This window comes from Parapusillimonas granuli (assembly GCF_013416525.1).
GTDB classification, from domain to species: domain Bacteria; phylum Pseudomonadota; class Gammaproteobacteria; order Burkholderiales; family Burkholderiaceae_B; genus Parapusillimonas; species Parapusillimonas granuli.
Window position 1 is genome coordinate 63,925 of the sequence record NZ_JACCEM010000011.1, and the last position, 15,570, is coordinate 79,494.

Annotated in this window: 13 protein-coding genes; 7 read left to right on the forward strand and 6 right to left on the reverse strand. The window is 67.1% G+C overall.

The window, feature by feature from the left end:
- Positions 1–132: 132 nt before the first annotated feature.
- Positions 133–1,071, forward strand: a complete 939-nt coding sequence (locus H0A72_RS18775) for a YicC/YloC family endoribonuclease (protein WP_180158036.1) — start codon at positions 133–135, stop codon at positions 1,069–1,071.
- 94 nt (positions 1,072–1,165) lie between these two features.
- On the opposite strand, the gene H0A72_RS18780 is transcribed toward H0A72_RS18775, so the two are convergent.
- The 5 genes from H0A72_RS18780 to H0A72_RS18800 all read right to left on the reverse strand — a co-directional run bounded on the left by H0A72_RS18780 (position 1,166) and on the right by H0A72_RS18800 (position 6,012).
- Complete coding sequence (locus H0A72_RS18780; RefSeq protein ID WP_180158037.1) at positions 1,166–2,317, reverse strand: AI-2E family transporter; 1,152 nt, start codon at positions 2,315–2,317, stop codon at positions 1,166–1,168.
- Positions 2,318–2,431: 114 nt separating this feature from the next.
- Positions 2,432–3,436 carry a tripartite tricarboxylate transporter substrate binding protein gene (locus H0A72_RS18785; RefSeq protein WP_180158115.1) on the reverse strand — a complete coding sequence of 335 codons (1,005 nt, stop codon included), beginning with the start codon at positions 3,434–3,436 and terminating at the stop codon, positions 2,432–2,434.
- A 2-nt stretch (positions 3,437–3,438) separates the two neighbouring features.
- A complete protein-coding gene (nadC, locus tag H0A72_RS18790) occupies positions 3,439–4,332 on the reverse strand; it encodes a carboxylating nicotinate-nucleotide diphosphorylase (RefSeq protein ID WP_180158038.1) in 894 nt (297 codons plus the stop codon).
- 167 nt (positions 4,333–4,499) lie between these two features.
- Positions 4,500–5,480, reverse strand: coding sequence for an NUDIX hydrolase (locus tag H0A72_RS18795; RefSeq protein ID WP_221305980.1), 981 nt, complete (start codon positions 5,478–5,480; stop codon positions 4,500–4,502).
- 25 nt (positions 5,481–5,505) lie between these two features.
- Positions 5,506–6,012, reverse strand: coding sequence for a cupin domain-containing protein (locus H0A72_RS18800; protein WP_180158039.1), 507 nt, complete (start codon positions 6,010–6,012; stop codon positions 5,506–5,508).
- 106 nt (positions 6,013–6,118) lie between these two features.
- On the opposite strand from H0A72_RS18800, the gene H0A72_RS18805 reads away from it, so the two are divergent.
- The 3 genes from H0A72_RS18805 to H0A72_RS18815 all read left to right on the forward strand — a co-directional run bounded on the left by H0A72_RS18805 (position 6,119) and on the right by H0A72_RS18815 (position 9,506).
- Positions 6,119–7,438: an MFS transporter gene (locus H0A72_RS18805; protein WP_180158040.1), complete on the forward strand. Its 1,320-nt coding sequence runs from the start codon at positions 6,119–6,121 to the stop codon at positions 7,436–7,438.
- A gap of 204 nt (positions 7,439–7,642) precedes the next feature.
- Positions 7,643–8,713 carry a D-alanyl-D-alanine endopeptidase gene (gene pbpG / locus H0A72_RS18810; protein ID WP_180158041.1) on the forward strand — a complete coding sequence of 357 codons (1,071 nt, stop codon included), beginning with the start codon at positions 7,643–7,645 and terminating at the stop codon, positions 8,711–8,713.
- Between the two features lie 10 nt (positions 8,714–8,723).
- On the forward strand, positions 8,724–9,506 hold the full coding sequence (locus H0A72_RS18815) for an NRDE family protein (RefSeq protein ID WP_180158042.1): 783 nt from the start codon (positions 8,724–8,726) through the stop codon (positions 9,504–9,506).
- Positions 9,507–9,509: 3 nt separating this feature from the next.
- Here the strand turns inward: H0A72_RS18815 and ypfH are convergent, their stop codons facing one another.
- Positions 9,510–10,250, reverse strand: a complete 741-nt coding sequence (ypfH, locus tag H0A72_RS18820; protein ID WP_180158043.1) for an esterase — start codon at positions 10,248–10,250, stop codon at positions 9,510–9,512.
- A 160-nt stretch (positions 10,251–10,410) separates the two neighbouring features.
- Between ypfH and imuA the strand changes: the two genes are divergently transcribed.
- From imuA to H0A72_RS18835, 3 genes are read left to right on the forward strand one after another with little or no spacing between them, the layout of a single operon-like run.
- The gene (imuA, locus tag H0A72_RS18825; protein ID WP_180158117.1) at positions 10,411–11,109 is read left to right on the forward strand and encodes a translesion DNA synthesis-associated protein ImuA; all 699 of its coding nucleotides are present in this window, start codon (positions 10,411–10,413) and stop codon (positions 11,107–11,109) included.
- Positions 11,051–12,388: a Y-family DNA polymerase gene (locus H0A72_RS18830; protein ID WP_180158044.1), complete on the forward strand. Its 1,338-nt coding sequence runs from the start codon at positions 11,051–11,053 to the stop codon at positions 12,386–12,388. The genes imuA and H0A72_RS18830 overlap by 59 nt, the downstream gene beginning before the upstream one ends.
- Before the next feature lie 8 nt (positions 12,389–12,396).
- Positions 12,397–15,564 (forward strand): error-prone DNA polymerase, encoded by a 3,168-nt coding sequence (locus H0A72_RS18835; protein ID WP_180158045.1) that lies wholly within the window; start codon positions 12,397–12,399, stop codon positions 15,562–15,564.
- Positions 15,565–15,570 lie beyond the last annotated feature (6 nt).

Consider the following 15,570-nt stretch of genomic DNA (forward strand, 5'->3'; position numbering starts at 1 on the left):
GATTCCGGCACGTGGGCCTCCTGATGGATGAAGACGATAGCCGCATTTTCTCACAGCCGCCGCGCCGGGCACCGCCCCGCAAGACGCCCTGCACTTACAATAGCCTTTTTCGACGATCCCACAGGACACGCCATGATCCGCAGCATGACCGCCTTCGGCAATGCCCGTTCGGAAACCGAACTGGGCAGCCTCACCATTGAATTCCGCACGGTCAACAGCCGCTTCCTGGACATCAATTTCAGGCTGCCCGAAGACCTGCGCATGGCCGAAGGCGCCGTGCGCGAAGAGCTGGGCCGGATCGTGAAGCGGGGCAAGGTCGACATCCGGATCAATTATTCCCGCAGCGAAAAACCTCTGGCCAAGACGCTGGATCCCGAACGGCTCGACATCATGAGCGAGCAATTGCGGCAGGCCCGGCTGGCCATTCCGGACGTGCCGGCGCCCACCCTGATTGAATTGCTGAACGGCTCCTCGGGCTCCGACGACGGCGCCGCCCTCGACGCCGAGGCATGGACGGCGATGTGCGTGGACGCCGCCCGCCAGGCCCTGGCCGAACTCCAGGCCGCCCGCGAACGGGAAGGCGCGCGCCTGGCGGAAATGATGCTGGCTTGTTCACGCGACATGTCGGCAATCGTCGACCGGGTGGAGCATGAGCTGCCCGCCATCCTGGCGGAACACCAGGAACGGGTCACGCAGAAGCTGCGCGACGCGCTGCAAGCCGTCAGCCCCGACGGCTATGCCCACATCAGCGGCGCCGAGCTGTCCGCGCGCATCGCCCAGGAGGCCTCCCTGTTCGGCTTGCGCATCGACGTCGCCGAAGAACTGTCGCGCCTGCGTTCGCACATCGACGAGCTGCGGCATCTGCTGGGCGACGGCCAGGCCGGAACGCAGCCGTCCAAGAAATCCAGCGCCGGGAGCGTGGGCAAGCGCCTGGATTTCCTGTGCCAGGAAATGAACCGCGAGGCCAATACGCTGGGCTCCAAGGCCGGCGCGCTGAACGTCACGCGCGCGGCCATCGACCTCAAGCTGCTGATCGAACAGCTGCGTGAGCAGGCGCAGAACATCGAGTGACCGCAGGCCGTCATCGAAGCCCTGTCTTGACGCCGGGCATCCTGCAAAACCGCATACCTAGGTCTGCACCCAGCACGAAACCGCAATAGACGGATCAGGCCCCGCCGTGGTGCCTGATCCCATGCCTGACGGACTCGGGCGCGCGCAGGGGCGTGGCCGCCTCTTCCTTGGCGGCGATCATCTCGTCATGAGCCCGCAGCTCTTCGACGTGCAGCCATTCGCGCCAGATGGCCACGAGCAGAGCCATGAGCACCGGGCCGATGAACAGCCCCACTATCCCCATGGTCTTGACCCCCCCGACCAGCCCGAAGAACGTGGGCAGGAAAGGCAGTTTGACCGGCCCGCCCACGAGATGCGGGCGCAAGGTCTTGTCGACGATGAAGAGCTCTATGGTGCCCCACAGGAACAGCCCCAGCCCCGCCATGGCGTTGCCCGAACCCACCAGGTATAGCGAGACCAGCGTGAACGAGACGGGCGCGCCGCCCGGGATCAGCGCCATGAAGCCGGTGATGACGCCCAGCAGCACCGGCGACGGTACGCCGGCGATCCAGTAGGCGACGCCCAGCACCAGGCCTTCCCCCAGGGCGATCAGGCCCATGCCCGTGACCGTGGAATTGATGGTCGCCGGCACCACGCGCGAAAAGCGCTGCCAGCGCCCCGGCAGGATGCGCTCGCCGATGATGTCGAGCTGGCCGACGATGCGCAAGCCGTCTTTGTAGATGAAGAACAGAGTGATCAGCATGAAGATGACGGTCAGCAGCAGCTGGAAGATGTCTCCCGTCGCGGAAAGCAGCATGCGGTAGATATTGCCCAGGTGCTCGCCGCTGACCAGTTCGACCAGCGCGCCCAGGGCGTGGGGCTCGCCCAGGTACTGGACCCAGTATTCGGCCAGGTGCGGCCCGACCACGGGCAAGGCGACGATCCATGCGGGCGTCGGCATGCCGTTGCGGTTGGCCGCCAGGGCCCAGGCAATGAAGCTGTTGGCTTCCTTGATGGCGTAGGTCAGCGCCATGGACAAGGGCACGATGAGCACGAGTATGACCATCACCAGCGCGATCGACGCCGCCACGGCGCTGCGCCCGCCGCAGCGCCGCAGCAGCCGCTGATACAGCGGCCAGCTTGCCAGGCAGATGATCAGGGCCGCCAGGACGGGAACCAGGAAGCCGCTCAGAAAATACAACCCCACCAGAACGACCAGTACTAGCAGCCAGCGGGCGAGCAGATAAGCGGGCAGGACGGGTTGCATGAATGTATCTAAATAAGTAGCGAAGAGGATGACGATAGCACGGAAAAAAGCGGCGCCCGGTCAAAATATGCGTCGTCCGCGCTGGATTTTGCGCGGATCGCCGCAGCATCGCCCCTAGTCGATTCGCAACCCTATCTGCCCCGTCAGTTCCGCAAACCGCGCGATATCGCGCAAGATCAGGTCCTGGAACGCATCCGGATCGCCACCCGCCACGCTATAGCCCAGCGCGCGCAGATCGTTCATCACCTCCTGCCGCCCAAGCACCGCGTTCACGGCGGCCGAAAGCTTGTCCACGACCGCCGGCGGCGTCGAGGCGGGCGCCAGGATGCCGTGCCATTGATCCAGCTCGTAGCCCGGAAAGCCCTGCTCCGCCACCGTCGGCACTTCCGGCAGGAACGCGGAGCGCCTGGGCGCCGTCACCGCCAGCGCCCGCAGGCTGCCCGCCTGGATGAAAGGCATCGCCGACGATGCCGTCACCATCCCCAAAGGCACGTTGCCCGCCAGCACGTCCGTCAGCGCGGGCCCGCAGCCGCGATAAGGCACGTGCAGCCATTTGCCGCCCGCGCGCCGGCCCAGCATCTCGCCGGCCAGATGCTGGGGCGTGCCATTGCCGCAGGACGCATAGGCCACGCCTTTGTCGCTTTGCGCATCGCCGTCCAGCACCTGTTGCAAACTGCTCCAGGAGGAGCGCGCCGACGTCACCAGCACCGACGGCACGAAGCCGATGTTGACCACGCCCTTGAGGTCGCGTTCGGGCGAAAAGCCGAGATCGCGGAACACGCCCGGGTTGACGGCATAGCTGCTGTTGACCATCAATAGCGTGTAGCCGTCGGCCGGCGCGCGCGCCACCGCCTGGGCGCCGATATTGCCGCTCGCCCCGGCCCGGTTTTCGATGACCACCGGCTGCCCGAGATCCCGCTCCAGCCAGGAGCCCAGGCGGCGCGCCAGCAGGTCCGTCCCGCCTCCCGGCGGAAAGGTGACCACCAGGGTGATGGGACGCGAGGGATAGGAAAGCGCGGACTCCTCGGGCACGGGCGCATGGGCCGGCGTCTTTGCCGCCGGCGCCGCCGCGGCCAGCAAGCCGGCGCAGAGCGCGAGCACGCGCGTCGCTTGGCGCATCATCATGAATCCAGCCCTATGTCCAGAACCGGCGCGCTGTGCGTCAGCCAGCCGACCGCGATCAAGTCCACGCCCGTGCGCGCCACGTCGGGCGCGCTGTCCGGCGTGATCCGCCCGGACGCCTCGGTGATGGCCCGGCCGTCCACCATGCGCACGGCCGCCGCCAGGGTTTCCAGCGGCATGTTGTCCAGCAGCACGGCGTCCACCCCCGCCTCCAGCCCTTCGACGAGCTGGTCCAGCGTGTCCACCTCCAGCTCGATGCGAACCATGTGGCCCACGGCGGCGCGGGCGCGGGCGACGGCCACGCCGATTCCGCCCGCGACGGCGACATGGTTGTCCTTGATGAGGACGGCGTCGTCGAGGCCGAAGCGGTGATTGCTTCCGCCCCCGACGCGGACGGCGTATTTCTGTATCGCGCGCAGGCCCGGCACCGTCTTGCGCGTGCAGGTGACGCGCGTGCCGTAAGGCCGGATGGCGTCGGCAATGGAGGCCGTCGCGCTCGCCACTCCGCTGAGGTGGCACAGGAAATTCAAGGCGGTGCGCTCGGCGCCGAGCATCGGCCGCGCCAGCCCTTCGATGCGGGCGATCTCCTGGCCGGGCTCGAGGCGCTGCCCGTCGCGCAGGCGCGGCTCGATGCCCACGCCGGGATCCATCATCCGGAACGCCATGCAGGCGAGGTCCAGGCCGGCCAGCACGCCGGCTTGTCGCGCCACCAGGCGCATCGCGCTGCGGGCGCCGTCCGGCACGATGGCGTCGGACGTCAGATCGCCCGCGCGCCCCAGGTCTTCCAGCAGCGCGCTGCGCAGCACAGGCTCCAGCATGATGGCGGGCAAAGGCGGAACCCTCCTCTGGTCGTCGAAGGAAGCCGATGGTTCAGGAGTCGTAATTATGCTCATTATGAGTATTAATGGAGTGAATAAAAAACAATGCGGAGCCCATGTTCCGCCGCGAAAGCGCCGCTGCCGCAAGCCGGTTTTCAGCGCACCCAGTTATGCTAACAGTGAGCATAATTATTCGTCAAGGGCTGCCGGTTCGACGCGCCCGCCGCGCCGGGCCATGCCGCTCAGCGCGCCAGCGGCAGCTTGCTGCCGGCGATGGCGCGCTCCAGCATGACGTCCCGCCGGAAGCGGAACAGCTTTGCCGGCCGGCCCGCGGTTCCGCGCGCCATGCGCCCGGTGTCTTCGACCAAGGACTGCTGCTCGATGAAGCGCCTGAAATTCTGCTTGTGCAGCCTGCGCCCCGCCAGCGCCTCGAACGCCTGCTGCAGTTGCAGCAGAGTGAAGTCGCGGGGCATGAGCTCGAACACCACCGGGCGGTATCGTATCTTGGCTCTCAGGCGCGCCATCGCGGTGGCGAGAATGCGGCGATGGTCGTGATGCATGGGATCGCCGGGCAGCATGCGGTCGGCCTGCGCGCCCTCGCGCTCCGCCGCTTCCGGCACGAGGCCGGCCTCGAACAACAGCTCGTAGCGCTGCAGCGCCATTTCCTCGTTCCAGGAATCCATGTCGGTGCCGAAGGTATAGCCGATGCGCCGCCGCCGTTCCCGCTGCCCCGCGGCGCCGTCGGCGCCCGCGGCCCATTCCTGCAGCGCGGGCAGGATCCGCTCGCGTATCATGCCGGGGCAGCCGTCGCGCCAGTCTTCCCAGGGAAAATAGCGATACCAGTCCTGCCAGCCGACGGACTCTACGCCCAGGTCGCCCGACTCGCGCGTCAGGCCGAGATAGCTTACCGAGATGATGCGCTGGCCCTGGGTGTTCGCGCGGTCCCGGTCGGCGAACGTATAGAGCTGCTCGACATATCCGAGGGGGTGGTGCGTCTGGGCTTCGACCCAGGCGCGCAGCCCGGCCTGCAGCGACCGGTGCGAGGATTCGAAGGGGCCCGCCGGCAAGGCATGGGTGCGCTCCCGGGTCAGGACCCGGGGCTGGGCGTCGGTGACCGCGACCAGAACGGCGACCAGTTCCGCCGAGACCGGAGACGCCGAGGACGCCGCCGGGCTCTGGTCCGGCCGCGCGTCGGCGGCCGTGAAATGAGCGAGCGTATTCATTGCTCTCATTGTAGCGGCGCGCGCCTTACCGCGCGCGCGCCAGCCGCCGGATCAAGGCCTCGTGCCCAGGGTAGGCGCGCAGCAGGGCGTCCGGTTCGGCAAGTTCGAACTCGCTGAATTCGAAGCCCGGCGCCACGGTGCATCCGGCCAGGGCATAGCCGCCCGCTTCGGCGAGTTCGGCCCCGAACCAGCACCCGGCCGGCACCAGCACCTGGAAAGACGCGGCCTCGTGTTCCAGCGGATTGCCCAGTCGCCGAGTTTCCACCGCGCCATGGTCCCCCAATATGTGGATGTCCAGCGGAGAGCCCAGGTAGAAGTGCCACATCTCGTCGGAAGCGATCCGATGCCATGCGGAATGAGCCTGGCGGTCCAGCAGATAATAGATCGCCGTGCACGCCGAACGGCCGGCGCCGCCGGCCGAGCGCAGGACCCGCTGCGGGCTTCTGTAGGTCTCCGCATAGAAACCGCCCTCGGGATGCGGCAGGAGCCCGTATCGCCTTATGAGTTTCTCGACCACGGAAGGGTCCGCCATATTCATGCTCCGATATAAAAAAACCCGAAGCAGCACTATACTTGAGGGCCTGCCGCCACGGACATGGCGCGCCGTCAAGAAAACAATACGTGAAGCCCCCAGAGACATGACCCGCAGCAGCACCACCACAGCCCCCGCCGCCTCCGACGGCATCGAATCCCCTTATGCCTGGGCACGGCTGGTCGTCTCGCTATTGCTGATGACCATAGGCGGTTCCGGCATGTATTCGGTCACCGTCGTGCTGCCGCAGATCCAGGCCGAATTCGCCATCAGCCGCTCCGAAGCCTCCCTGCCCTACACCTTGACCATGATCGGCTTCGGCCTGGGCAGCATGCTGATGGGCCGGCTTTCCGACCGGTTCGGCGTGCTGGTCACCCTGGTCCTGGGCACGCTGGGCATCAGCGCGGGCTTTGTCTGGGCGGGTTCGGCGCAGAGCCTGTGGCAATACAGCCTGGCCCAATTCCTGCTCATAGGCATGCTGGGGTCGGCCTCCACCATGACGCCGCTGGTGGCCGATACCTCGCAGTGGTTCACGCGCCGGCGCGGCATCGCCCTGGCCGTCTGCATGAGCGGAAACTATGTGGCGGGCGCGTTCTGGCCCCCCATCATGCAGCATTTCATCGACACCGCGGGCTGGCGCCCCACCTATATCGGCATCGGCGTCTTCTGCCTGCTGACCATGCTGCCGCTGGCGCTCACCTACAGGCGGCGCCCGCCGGCCCAGCCCGCCGGCATGCCGCCCGTCACGCAAAAACGCATGCGGGCGCCCTTCATGATCGAAGCGTCCCGGTCCGATCCGGCCCAGCCCCTGGGCCTGTCGCCGGCCACCCTGCAGGCCCTGCTCGCCACCGCGGGCGTGGCCTGCTGCGTGGCGATGGCCATGCCCCAGGTCCACATCGTCGCCTATTGCGGCGATCTCGGCTTCGGCGCCGCGCGCGGGGCAGAAATGCTCGCCATCATGCTGGGCCTGGGCATCGTCAGCCGCCTGGTCTCGGGCTGGATATCCGACCGCATCGGCGGCTTGCGCACGCTGCTGCTGGGCTCGGTGCTGCAAGGCATCGCCCTGCTGCTTTTCCTGCCCAGCAACGGCCTCGTCTCCCTGTACGTGGTGTCGGCGCTCTTCGGCCTGTTCCAGGGCGGCATCGTCCCGGCCTATGCGCTGGTGGTGCGCGAATACTTCGCGCCCCGCGAAGCCGGCTCGCGCGTCGGCGTCATCCTCACCGCCACGCTGCTCGGCATGGCGCTGGGCGGGTGGATGTCCGGCGCCATCTTCGACCTCACCGGCTCCTACCGGGCGGCGTTCATGAACGGCATCGCCTGGAACCTGCTGAACGTCAGCATCGTCGGCTTCCTGCTGCTGCGGGCCCGGCGGCCGGGCAAATGGGCCGTGGCGGGAACCGACCGGGTACGCGGCCTGGCCCCGTGACGACTGGGGCGCCCGGCCGGCCCCCCCCGGGGCGCCCACGATTTCCGAATCGAGCGCCGAACGATGCAACAAGCGCTGTACAGGCATACAGGAACGCCTCGCGGAGCTAAGAAAATTATTAAAAAAATGATGTAACTTACTAATATGCCTGCGATTTTTCTGCTACCATCGAGCTCAATCCGATCATAAGCCCATGTATCCGCCATGCCTCTCATCCGAAAATCGCTACTGCATCGCGTTTTCCGGCCGGCCTTCATTGCCGTGGCCGCCGCATTCGGCTTGAACACGCTGCCCGCCATCGCGCAAACAGCCGCCCAGCCCCAAACCATCGCCTTCAACGGCTTCGCCGCCCTCGACGCCGGCCATGCCCATGCAACGCCGGGCAAGACCGTCTATCGCACGCGGCTCGTCACCGCGCAGAATCTGCAGCCCGTGTCCTACGGCAACTCGTCCCACGGCGACGCGCTGAGCGCGCCCGGCGGCCGGGGCGAAACCGCCGTCGACCCCCTGCCCGGCAACCTGGCCAAGCTGCGCTCCGAGGCGGTGCTGGTCCAGGACCTGGAAAGCGCCACGGTCCTGTACGACAAGAACGGCGGCGAGGTCCGCCCCATCGCATCGATTTCCAAGCTGATGACCGCGCTGGTCGTGGCCGAGGCCGGTCTGCCGATGGACGAAATGCTGCAAATTTCCGAAGCCGACATCGATCGCCTGAAGCATTCCCGGTCCCGGCTCGCCGTGGGAACCCGGCTCAGCCGGGCCGACATGCTGCACCTGGCCCTGATGTCTTCCGAAAACCGGGCGGCCCATGCCCTGGGCCGCTACTATCCGGGCGGCATGGCGGCCTTCGTTCGCGCCATGAACGACAAGGCCCGCGCGCTGGGCATGCGCAATACGCACTTCGTCGAGCCCACGGGCCTGTCCAGCGACAACGTTTCCACGCCCAAGGACCTGGTCAAGCTCCTGCGCGCGACCAGCAAGCAGCCGCTCATACACCGCTACACCACTGACGACAAATACGAAGTCACCGTCGGGCGCGGCCGCCAGCTGGTGTACAACAACACCAATCGCCTGGTCCGCAATGCCGACTGGGACATCACCGTCTCCAAGACGGGCTTCATCAATGAAGCGGGCGAATGCCTGGTCATGCTGACCCGGATCGACAACCGCGACGTCGCCATCGTGCTCTTGAACTCCTCGGGGCGCTATTCCCGCATCGGCGACGCCGTCCGCATCCGCAATCTGGTGGAAAACGAAAGCAAGCTGGCCATGCTCTGATCGCGGCAAGATGTGCATTGCTTACCTGGCCATTGCCGCGCACCCTGAATGGCCGCTCTTCATCGCGGCCAACCGGGACGAATTCCACGCTCGTCCAAGCAGGCCGGCCGCCCCTTGGCCCGATCATCCGGACATCATCGCGGGCCTGGACCTCCAGGCCCAGGGCAGCTGGCTGGGCCTCAGGCGCGACGGCCGGTTCGCGCTGGTCACCAATTACCGCGACCCGGCATCCTTCATGCCCGGCGCGCCGTCGCGCGGCGATCTGGTCCGGCGTTTCCTGACGGGCGTGGCGGCGCCCGGGGATTACGCGCGCGGGCTGGAAAGCGAAGCGCCCGCCTATAACGGCTTCAACCTCATCGTGGGCGATCCGGCCGGCGCCTGGTACCTGAGCAATCGGGGATCGGCTTCCGCGGCCAGGCTGGAGCCGGGCCGCTACGTGCTCTCGAACCACTTGCTCGATACGCCCTGGCCCAAGGCGCGGCGCCTGCGCCATGCACTGGACACGCTGCCCATGGCGCAGCTGGACACATCGCTGACGCCGATTTTCGAGATACTGAAAGACACGAGCATCGCCGACGACGGGGACCTGCCCGATACCGGCCTGCCGGTCGAACGCGAGCGCCTGCTCAGCAGCGCTTTCATCATCAGCCCCGAGTACGGGACGCGCTGCTCCACCATCGTGGCCGTCCATGCCGACGGCCGCGCCCTGTTCAGCGAACAGAGCTATGACGCGGCCGGGATTCCCGTCCAGCGCCACGATTGGCCGTTCCAGCTTGCGCGGACGGCCCCGTAGACCTCAATGCAAGGTGTTGCCGCCCCGGCCGGATGAATGCTGATGGAGCGCATTCATGGCGTCTTCCCAGCTGCGCAAAGGCACACAGGTCTGCAGGCGCACGATCGCCTGCTTGATCAGCGCATCGTGCAGCTCGTGGCCGATGCGCGAAGCGACGTCGAGGGTGGCGTCGCCTTGTAGTTCGCCCAGCCTCACCAAGGTGGACTCGACCTGATCGACGGACACTTGCTGGTCGTTGGCGCCATGGAAGAAGTGCAGCACCGTGGCGGGCGAAACCGACACCGGCGGCTTGGCATACAGCCCGGAAAAAGCCAGCACGCGGCCGGCCAGATCGTGCTCGGCCTGGCTGGCCTCCAGCGCCATGGAAGCGCCTTGCGAAAACCCCGCCAGGGCCGTCTGCTGGCCCGTCAACCCGAACCGCGCCTGGATTTCCCGGATCTGCCGGATCAGCAAGGGCAGGCTCTGTGCGACGCGGCCGGCATAGTTGCTTTCCTGCAAGCCGATGGGGTCGATCCAGTGGTAGCCGGCGATGCCTTGTTTTCCGTCGCCCGCCTCGATGTTTTCAAAAGCATAGGGAAGCACCACCATGGAGGCGGGGAACGCCTGCTTGATGGCGTCGGCAAGCGGAAACAGCTGCTCCGGAGAAGCCGATTCGCCATGCAGCAAGACGAACAGCAGCTGCGGCTTGCCCTGCCTGGGAACGAAGATGAGCGGATCGGGGCTTCGGGGTTTGTTGATGGCCATAAAACGACTCCTGCGCCAGTTCGACTGGACGTCGGTAATCTGAAAATTGTACGACAGTGCATGGACGGCAAGCGCCGCCACCGTAAAATACTGTATATTTGAACAGTATTCATATCGGTGTGCCCAAGCCTGAATGACTTCCCTGATCCCTCCTCGTTCCGTGCAGAATCCGGCAGGCATCCACCCGGCGCTCTGGCGGGGGACGCAGCTGGCGCAAGCCGGCCGGCCCACGCTTTCCACCGGCTTTCCCCCGCTGGACGCCGAGCTGCCCGGCCATGGCTGGCCCATGGGCGCCCTCATCGAACTCATGCCCCGGCAAACCGGCATCGGCGAACTCTTCCTGCTGCAGCCCGCCCTTGCCGGTCTGGAGCCCGGCCGCAGCGTCATTCTCCTGTGTCCTCCCTATACGCCGCAATTCCATTGCTGGGTCAACTGGCGCCTGGAAAACCGGCGGCTGCTGTGGCTTGCGCCCAAAACCCCGTCCGACACGCTCTGGGCCGCCGAAACCATACTCCGGCACAATGCCTGCGGCGCCCTGTTGTGCTGGGCGGCCGCGCCGCGCGCCGCCGCGCTGCGGCGCCTGCACCTGGCCGCCCAGCAAAGCGACACGCTGTTCGTGCTGATGCGCCCGCCCGCCGCCTTGCAGCAAGCCAGCGCCGCCGTCCTGCGCATGCTGCTGCAGCCGCTGCCGCAGGGCCTGGAAGTCCACATCCACAAGCGCCGCGGGCCCCTGGCAAGCCGGCCCATCCCTCTTTCCCTGTACGGTCCGCGGCTCCCCGCGCCTCCGCTTCCTTCCGATCATGTCCCTCTGGATCAGCCTTTACCTGCCTTCCTGTCCGCCCGCCGCCACTTCGCCTGAAGCCGCCCTGGCGCTGCTGCAATACACACCGAACGTGGCCTGCTTCGGCGAGCATTCCATACTGCTCGAAGTCCAGGCCAGCCTGAGCCTTTTCAACGGGGCGCCCAATCTGTGCCGCCTGATCCGCGGCAGCCTGCGCAAACTGGGCATCTGCCACGCCCGCCTGGGCATGGCGCCCACCGCGCTGGCCGCCTGGCTCTTCGCCGTCCGGACGGCCAGGCCCGTCCGCCTGCTCGGCGCCGGACGACTGCCATGGCGGCTGGATCCCCTGCCGGCATTTTCATTGCCGTCCGCCCAGCCCTACCGCGATTGGCTCGAAGGCATAGGCTGCCTCAGCCTGGGCCAGTTGCGCCGCCTGCCGCGCAAGGGGCTGCAGCAGCGCAGCAGCCCCCAGGTGGTCCAAGAACTGGATTTCGCCTATGGGCTTGCGGAACAGCACTTCACCTGGTTCCAGCCGCCTTCCCGCTTCGCCCGGCGCCATGAGCTCATCGAACGGCTGGAGCACACCCACGCCATCCTGGCCATTGCAAGACGGCTGATCGAACAGCTTTGCGGCTGGCTGCAGTCCCGCCAGGAAGCCTGCGGCGAACTCACGCTGCTGCTGCACCATGAAAAAGGCCGGCATGCGCGCCCACCCTCCCGGATGGCGCTGCGCCTGTCGGAAGACGCCTGGCGGCCCGAGGACTTCACCCAGGTGCTGGCCGAACAACTGCATGGCCTGCAGCTTCCCGCCCCCGTCATTGCCATGGAACTGGCCGCCGGGCGCAGCCGCCCCCGCAATCCCGCCAACGCCGGGCTGTTCCCGGAACCCGGCCAATGGCAGCGCCAGGAAAGCCGGCTGCTGGACCTCCTGCAAGCCCGCCTGGGGCCGGACCGAGTCCTGCAGCCGGCGCCCTGCGCCCACTACATGCCCGAGCAGGCCAATCTGTGGCAATCCGTCCAGGCCGCCGCTAGGCCCGGCCCCGGCCTTGCGGCGCCGGCGCAAGCGTGCCGAAGCGCCGCGCCGCGCCTGGCCGCTCAGGCCCGCCCATTCTGGCTGCTGCCCACCCCCCGCGCCCTGGCCATGGAAGGTGACCGGCCCGTCCATGAGGGCCGGGCATTGCGCCTGGTCCATGGCCCGGAACGCCTGGAAACCGGCTGGTGGAGCCCCCACGGCCATGAAAAACGCGACTACTTCGTCGCCCAGGACCCGCAAGGGGCGCGCTACTGGCTGTACCGGCTGCGCGAACCGCGCGGAACGCAGGAAGCCGGCTGGTTCCTGCACGGCTTTTTTTCCTGAGGCCCGCCATGAAGACCACGGACGCCCCCTCCCTGCTCGCCGAGTATGCCGAGCTGGATTGCATTTCCAATTTTTCCTTCCTGAAAGGCGCCGCGCACCCCGAGGCACTGGTCGCCAGGGCCGCCCACCTGGGCTACCAGGCGCTGGCGCTGAGCGACGAATGCTCGCTGGCCGGCGTGGTCCGCGCGCATACCGAGGCCAAGAAACAGCAGCTCAAGCTGATCATCGGCAGCCGCTTCCTCATCGAAGGCATGGAGATCATCGTCCTGGCCCGCAACAAGAAAGGCTATGGCGACTTGTCGGAATTCATCACCCTGGCGCGCAGGCGCAGCGAAAAAGGCCAGTACCAGCTCAGCCTGCGCGACATCACCGACCCTCCCGCCGGCTCCGAGCACCTGAAGAACCTGCCCGATTGCCTGGCCATATTCAAGCCCGGCTACGACCCCGACCCCGCCGAACTCCACCGGCAGCTGTCCCGCCTGCTGCCGGCTTTTCCGGGGCGGCTGTGGCTGGGGTTGACCTTGCACCACCACCATGCCGACAGCCGGCACCAGGCCACGCTGGCGCAGGCCGCGCAGCGCTTCGGCATACGGCTGACGGCGGCCGGCCAGGCGGAAATGGACTTGCGCTCGCGCCAGCCCCTGCACGACACGCTGGCCGCGATCCGCCTGAAGACGCCCATACAGGCTTGCGGCTACGCGCTCAAACAGAATGCGGAACACTATCTGCGCAGCCGCATGCGGCTGATGCAGGCCTACCCGCCCGAGGCGCTGGCCGAAACCCTTTTCATCAGCCGGCTGTGCCTGTTCAGCCTGGACGAAATCCGCTATGAATACCCCCGTGAAATCGTCCCCGCCGGCATGAGCCCTTCCGCCTATCTGCGCCAGGAAACCCTGGCGGGCGCCCGCCGGCGCTATCCCGACGGCGTCAGCGACAAGGTCCACAGCCAGCTGGAAAGCGAACTGGCCATCATCGCCACCCTGCAATACGAGCCTTACTTCCTGACCGTCTACAACATCGTCCAGTTTGCCAGATCCAAAAACATCCTGTGCCAGGGCCGGGGCTCGGCCGCCAATTCCGCCGTCTGCTATTGCCTGGGCATCACCGAAGTCGACCCGGAAAGCGGCAACGCCCTCTTCGCCCGCTTCATCAGCCAGGCGCGCAAAGAACCGCCCGACATCGACGTCGACTTCGAACACCAGCGGCGCGAAGAAGTCATTCAATACATCTACGACAAATACGGCCGCCACCGGGCCGCCCTGACCGCGGTGGTCAGCACCTATCGCACCCGCAGCGTGCTGCGCGACACCGGCAAGGCCCTGGGACTGCCCGCCGAGCTGATCGACGGCGTCGCGAAATCATGCAAATACTGGGACGGCTCCCACCACCTGCTGGATAAAATGGCCCAGCACGGCTTGCCGGCGGACTCGCACCCGGCCAAGCTATGGTGCAGCCTGGTCGGCCAGATGCTCGACTTCCCCCGGCATCTTTCCCAGCATCCCGGCGGCTTCGTCATCGGCCGCGACAAACTATGCCGCATGGTGCCCATAGAGAACGCCGCCATGCCCGATCGCAGCATCGTTCAATGGAACAAGGACGACCTGGACGCCATGGGCATGATGAAGGTCGATGTCCTGGCCCTGGGCATGCTGAGCGCCCTGCGGCGCTGCCTTGCCCTGGTGTCGCAGCGCCGCGGCCGGCCCTTTGCCCTGGACGACATTCCCCCGCATGACGATGATACCTACGGCATGATCGCGCGCGCCGACACGATCGGCGTATTCCAGATCGAATCGCGCGCGCAAATGAGCATGCTGCCCAGGCTCAGGCCCGAAAAATTCTACGACCTCGTCGTGCAGGTCGCCATCGTGCGCCCCGGCCCCATACAGGGCGGCATGGTCCATCCCTATCTGCGCCGCAGGCAGGGGCTGGAGGAGGCCGCCAAGCTCACGCCCGAGATCGACAAAGTCCTGGAACGCACTTTGGGCGTGCCCATTTTCCAGGAGCAGGCCATGCAGATCGCCATGGTCGGCGCGGGTTTCAGCGCCGACGAAGCCGACGAGCTCAGGCGCTCGATGGCCGCCTGGCGCCGCCGGGGCGGCGTGGAGCATTTCCGCGAACGCCTGATCCAGGGCCTGCAAGAGCACGGTTGCGACAAGGTGTTCGCGGAAGGCATCTTCCGCCAGATCGAAGGCTTCGGCGAATACGGCTTTCCGGAAAGCCACTCGGCCAGCTTCGCCAAGCTCGCCTACCTCAGCGCCTGGCTCAAGCACCGCGAGCCCGAGGCCTTCCTGGCGGCATTGCTCAACTCGCAGCCCATGGGTTTCTATTCGCCCAGCCAGCTGGTGCAGGACGCCAGGCGCCACGGCGTCCAGGTATTGCCCGTCGACATCATGCACAGCGATTGGGACGCCACGCTGGAACCCCCGGCGCCGCCCGCATCCGGCGGGCCGCCGGATCCCTCGGCCAGGCCCGCCGTCAGACTGGGGCTGAATCTGGTCAAGAGCCTGGCCCGCGGCACCGGCTTGCGCATCCAGGCCGAACGCCTGGCGCGGCCCTATGCCGACCTTCACGATCTGGCCGCCCGGGCGGATCTCGAACGCCGGGACATCGACGCGCTGGCCGCTGCCGGCGCCCTGCGCTTTTTGAGCGGCCATCGCCGCCAGGCCCGCTGGCAAGCCGCCATGCCGATCCAGAAAGGCCTGCTGCGCGATGCCCCGCTGCGGGACGGCGACCCGCTGCAGCTGCCCATGCCCGGCGAGGGAGAGGAAATCGTCGCGGACTACCGGTCCATGGGCTTGACCCTGGGCCGGCATCCCCTGTCGCTGCTGCGCCGCGAGCTGTCCGAGCGGCGCTTCGAAACCACGGAAACGCTGCGGCGGGACTACCCCGACCGCCGCCTGGCCAGGGCCTGCGGCATCGTGACGGGCCGGCAGCGTCCCGGCACGGCCAAGGGGACCGTCTTCGTCACGCTCGAAGATGAAACCGGCAACGTCAATGTGATCGTCCACGCCGGCCTGGCGCAGCGCCAGCGCACCGAGCTGGTGCATTCCAAGCTGATGGGGGTCTATGGGGTCTGGCAGCGCCGGGACGGCACCGCCCATCTGCTGGCCAATCGGCTGGTGGACTTGAGCCCGCTGTTGGGCAGCCTTCCGACCCGCAGCCGCGACTTCCATTAAAATAAG

What these genes read in the sequence shown, in the direction of transcription:
- H0A72_RS18805 (WP_180158040.1), top strand. Translation starts at nt 6,119, where the DNA reads ATGACCCGCAGCAGCACCACCACAGCCCCCGCCGCCTCCGACGGCATC.
- H0A72_RS18830 (WP_180158044.1), top strand. Translation starts at nt 11,051, where the DNA reads ATGTCCCTCTGGATCAGCCTTTACCTGCCTTCCTGTCCGCCCGCCGCC.
- H0A72_RS18815 (WP_180158042.1), top strand. Translation starts at nt 8,724, where the DNA reads ATGTGCATTGCTTACCTGGCCATTGCCGCGCACCCTGAATGGCCGCTC.
- H0A72_RS18775 (WP_180158036.1), top strand. Translation starts at nt 133, where the DNA reads ATGATCCGCAGCATGACCGCCTTCGGCAATGCCCGTTCGGAAACCGAA.
- H0A72_RS18785 (WP_180158115.1), bottom strand. Translation starts at nt 3,436, where the DNA reads ATGCGCCAAGCGACGCGCGTGCTCGCGCTCTGCGCCGGCTTGCTGGCC.
- H0A72_RS18800 (WP_180158039.1), bottom strand. Translation starts at nt 6,012, where the DNA reads ATGGCGGACCCTTCCGTGGTCGAGAAACTCATAAGGCGATACGGGCTC.
- H0A72_RS18795 (WP_221305980.1), bottom strand. Translation starts at nt 5,480, where the DNA reads ATGAATACGCTCGCTCATTTCACGGCCGCCGACGCGCGGCCGGACCAG.
- H0A72_RS18780 (WP_180158037.1), bottom strand. Translation starts at nt 2,317, where the DNA reads ATGCAACCCGTCCTGCCCGCTTATCTGCTCGCCCGCTGGCTGCTAGTA.
- ypfH (WP_180158043.1), bottom strand. Translation starts at nt 10,250, where the DNA reads ATGGCCATCAACAAACCCCGAAGCCCCGATCCGCTCATCTTCGTTCCC.
- nadC (WP_180158038.1), bottom strand. Translation starts at nt 4,332, where the DNA reads ATGAGCATAATTACGACTCCTGAACCATCGGCTTCCTTCGACGACCAG.
- H0A72_RS18835 (WP_180158045.1), top strand. Translation starts at nt 12,397, where the DNA reads ATGAAGACCACGGACGCCCCCTCCCTGCTCGCCGAGTATGCCGAGCTG.
- pbpG (WP_180158041.1), top strand. Translation starts at nt 7,643, where the DNA reads ATGCCTCTCATCCGAAAATCGCTACTGCATCGCGTTTTCCGGCCGGCC.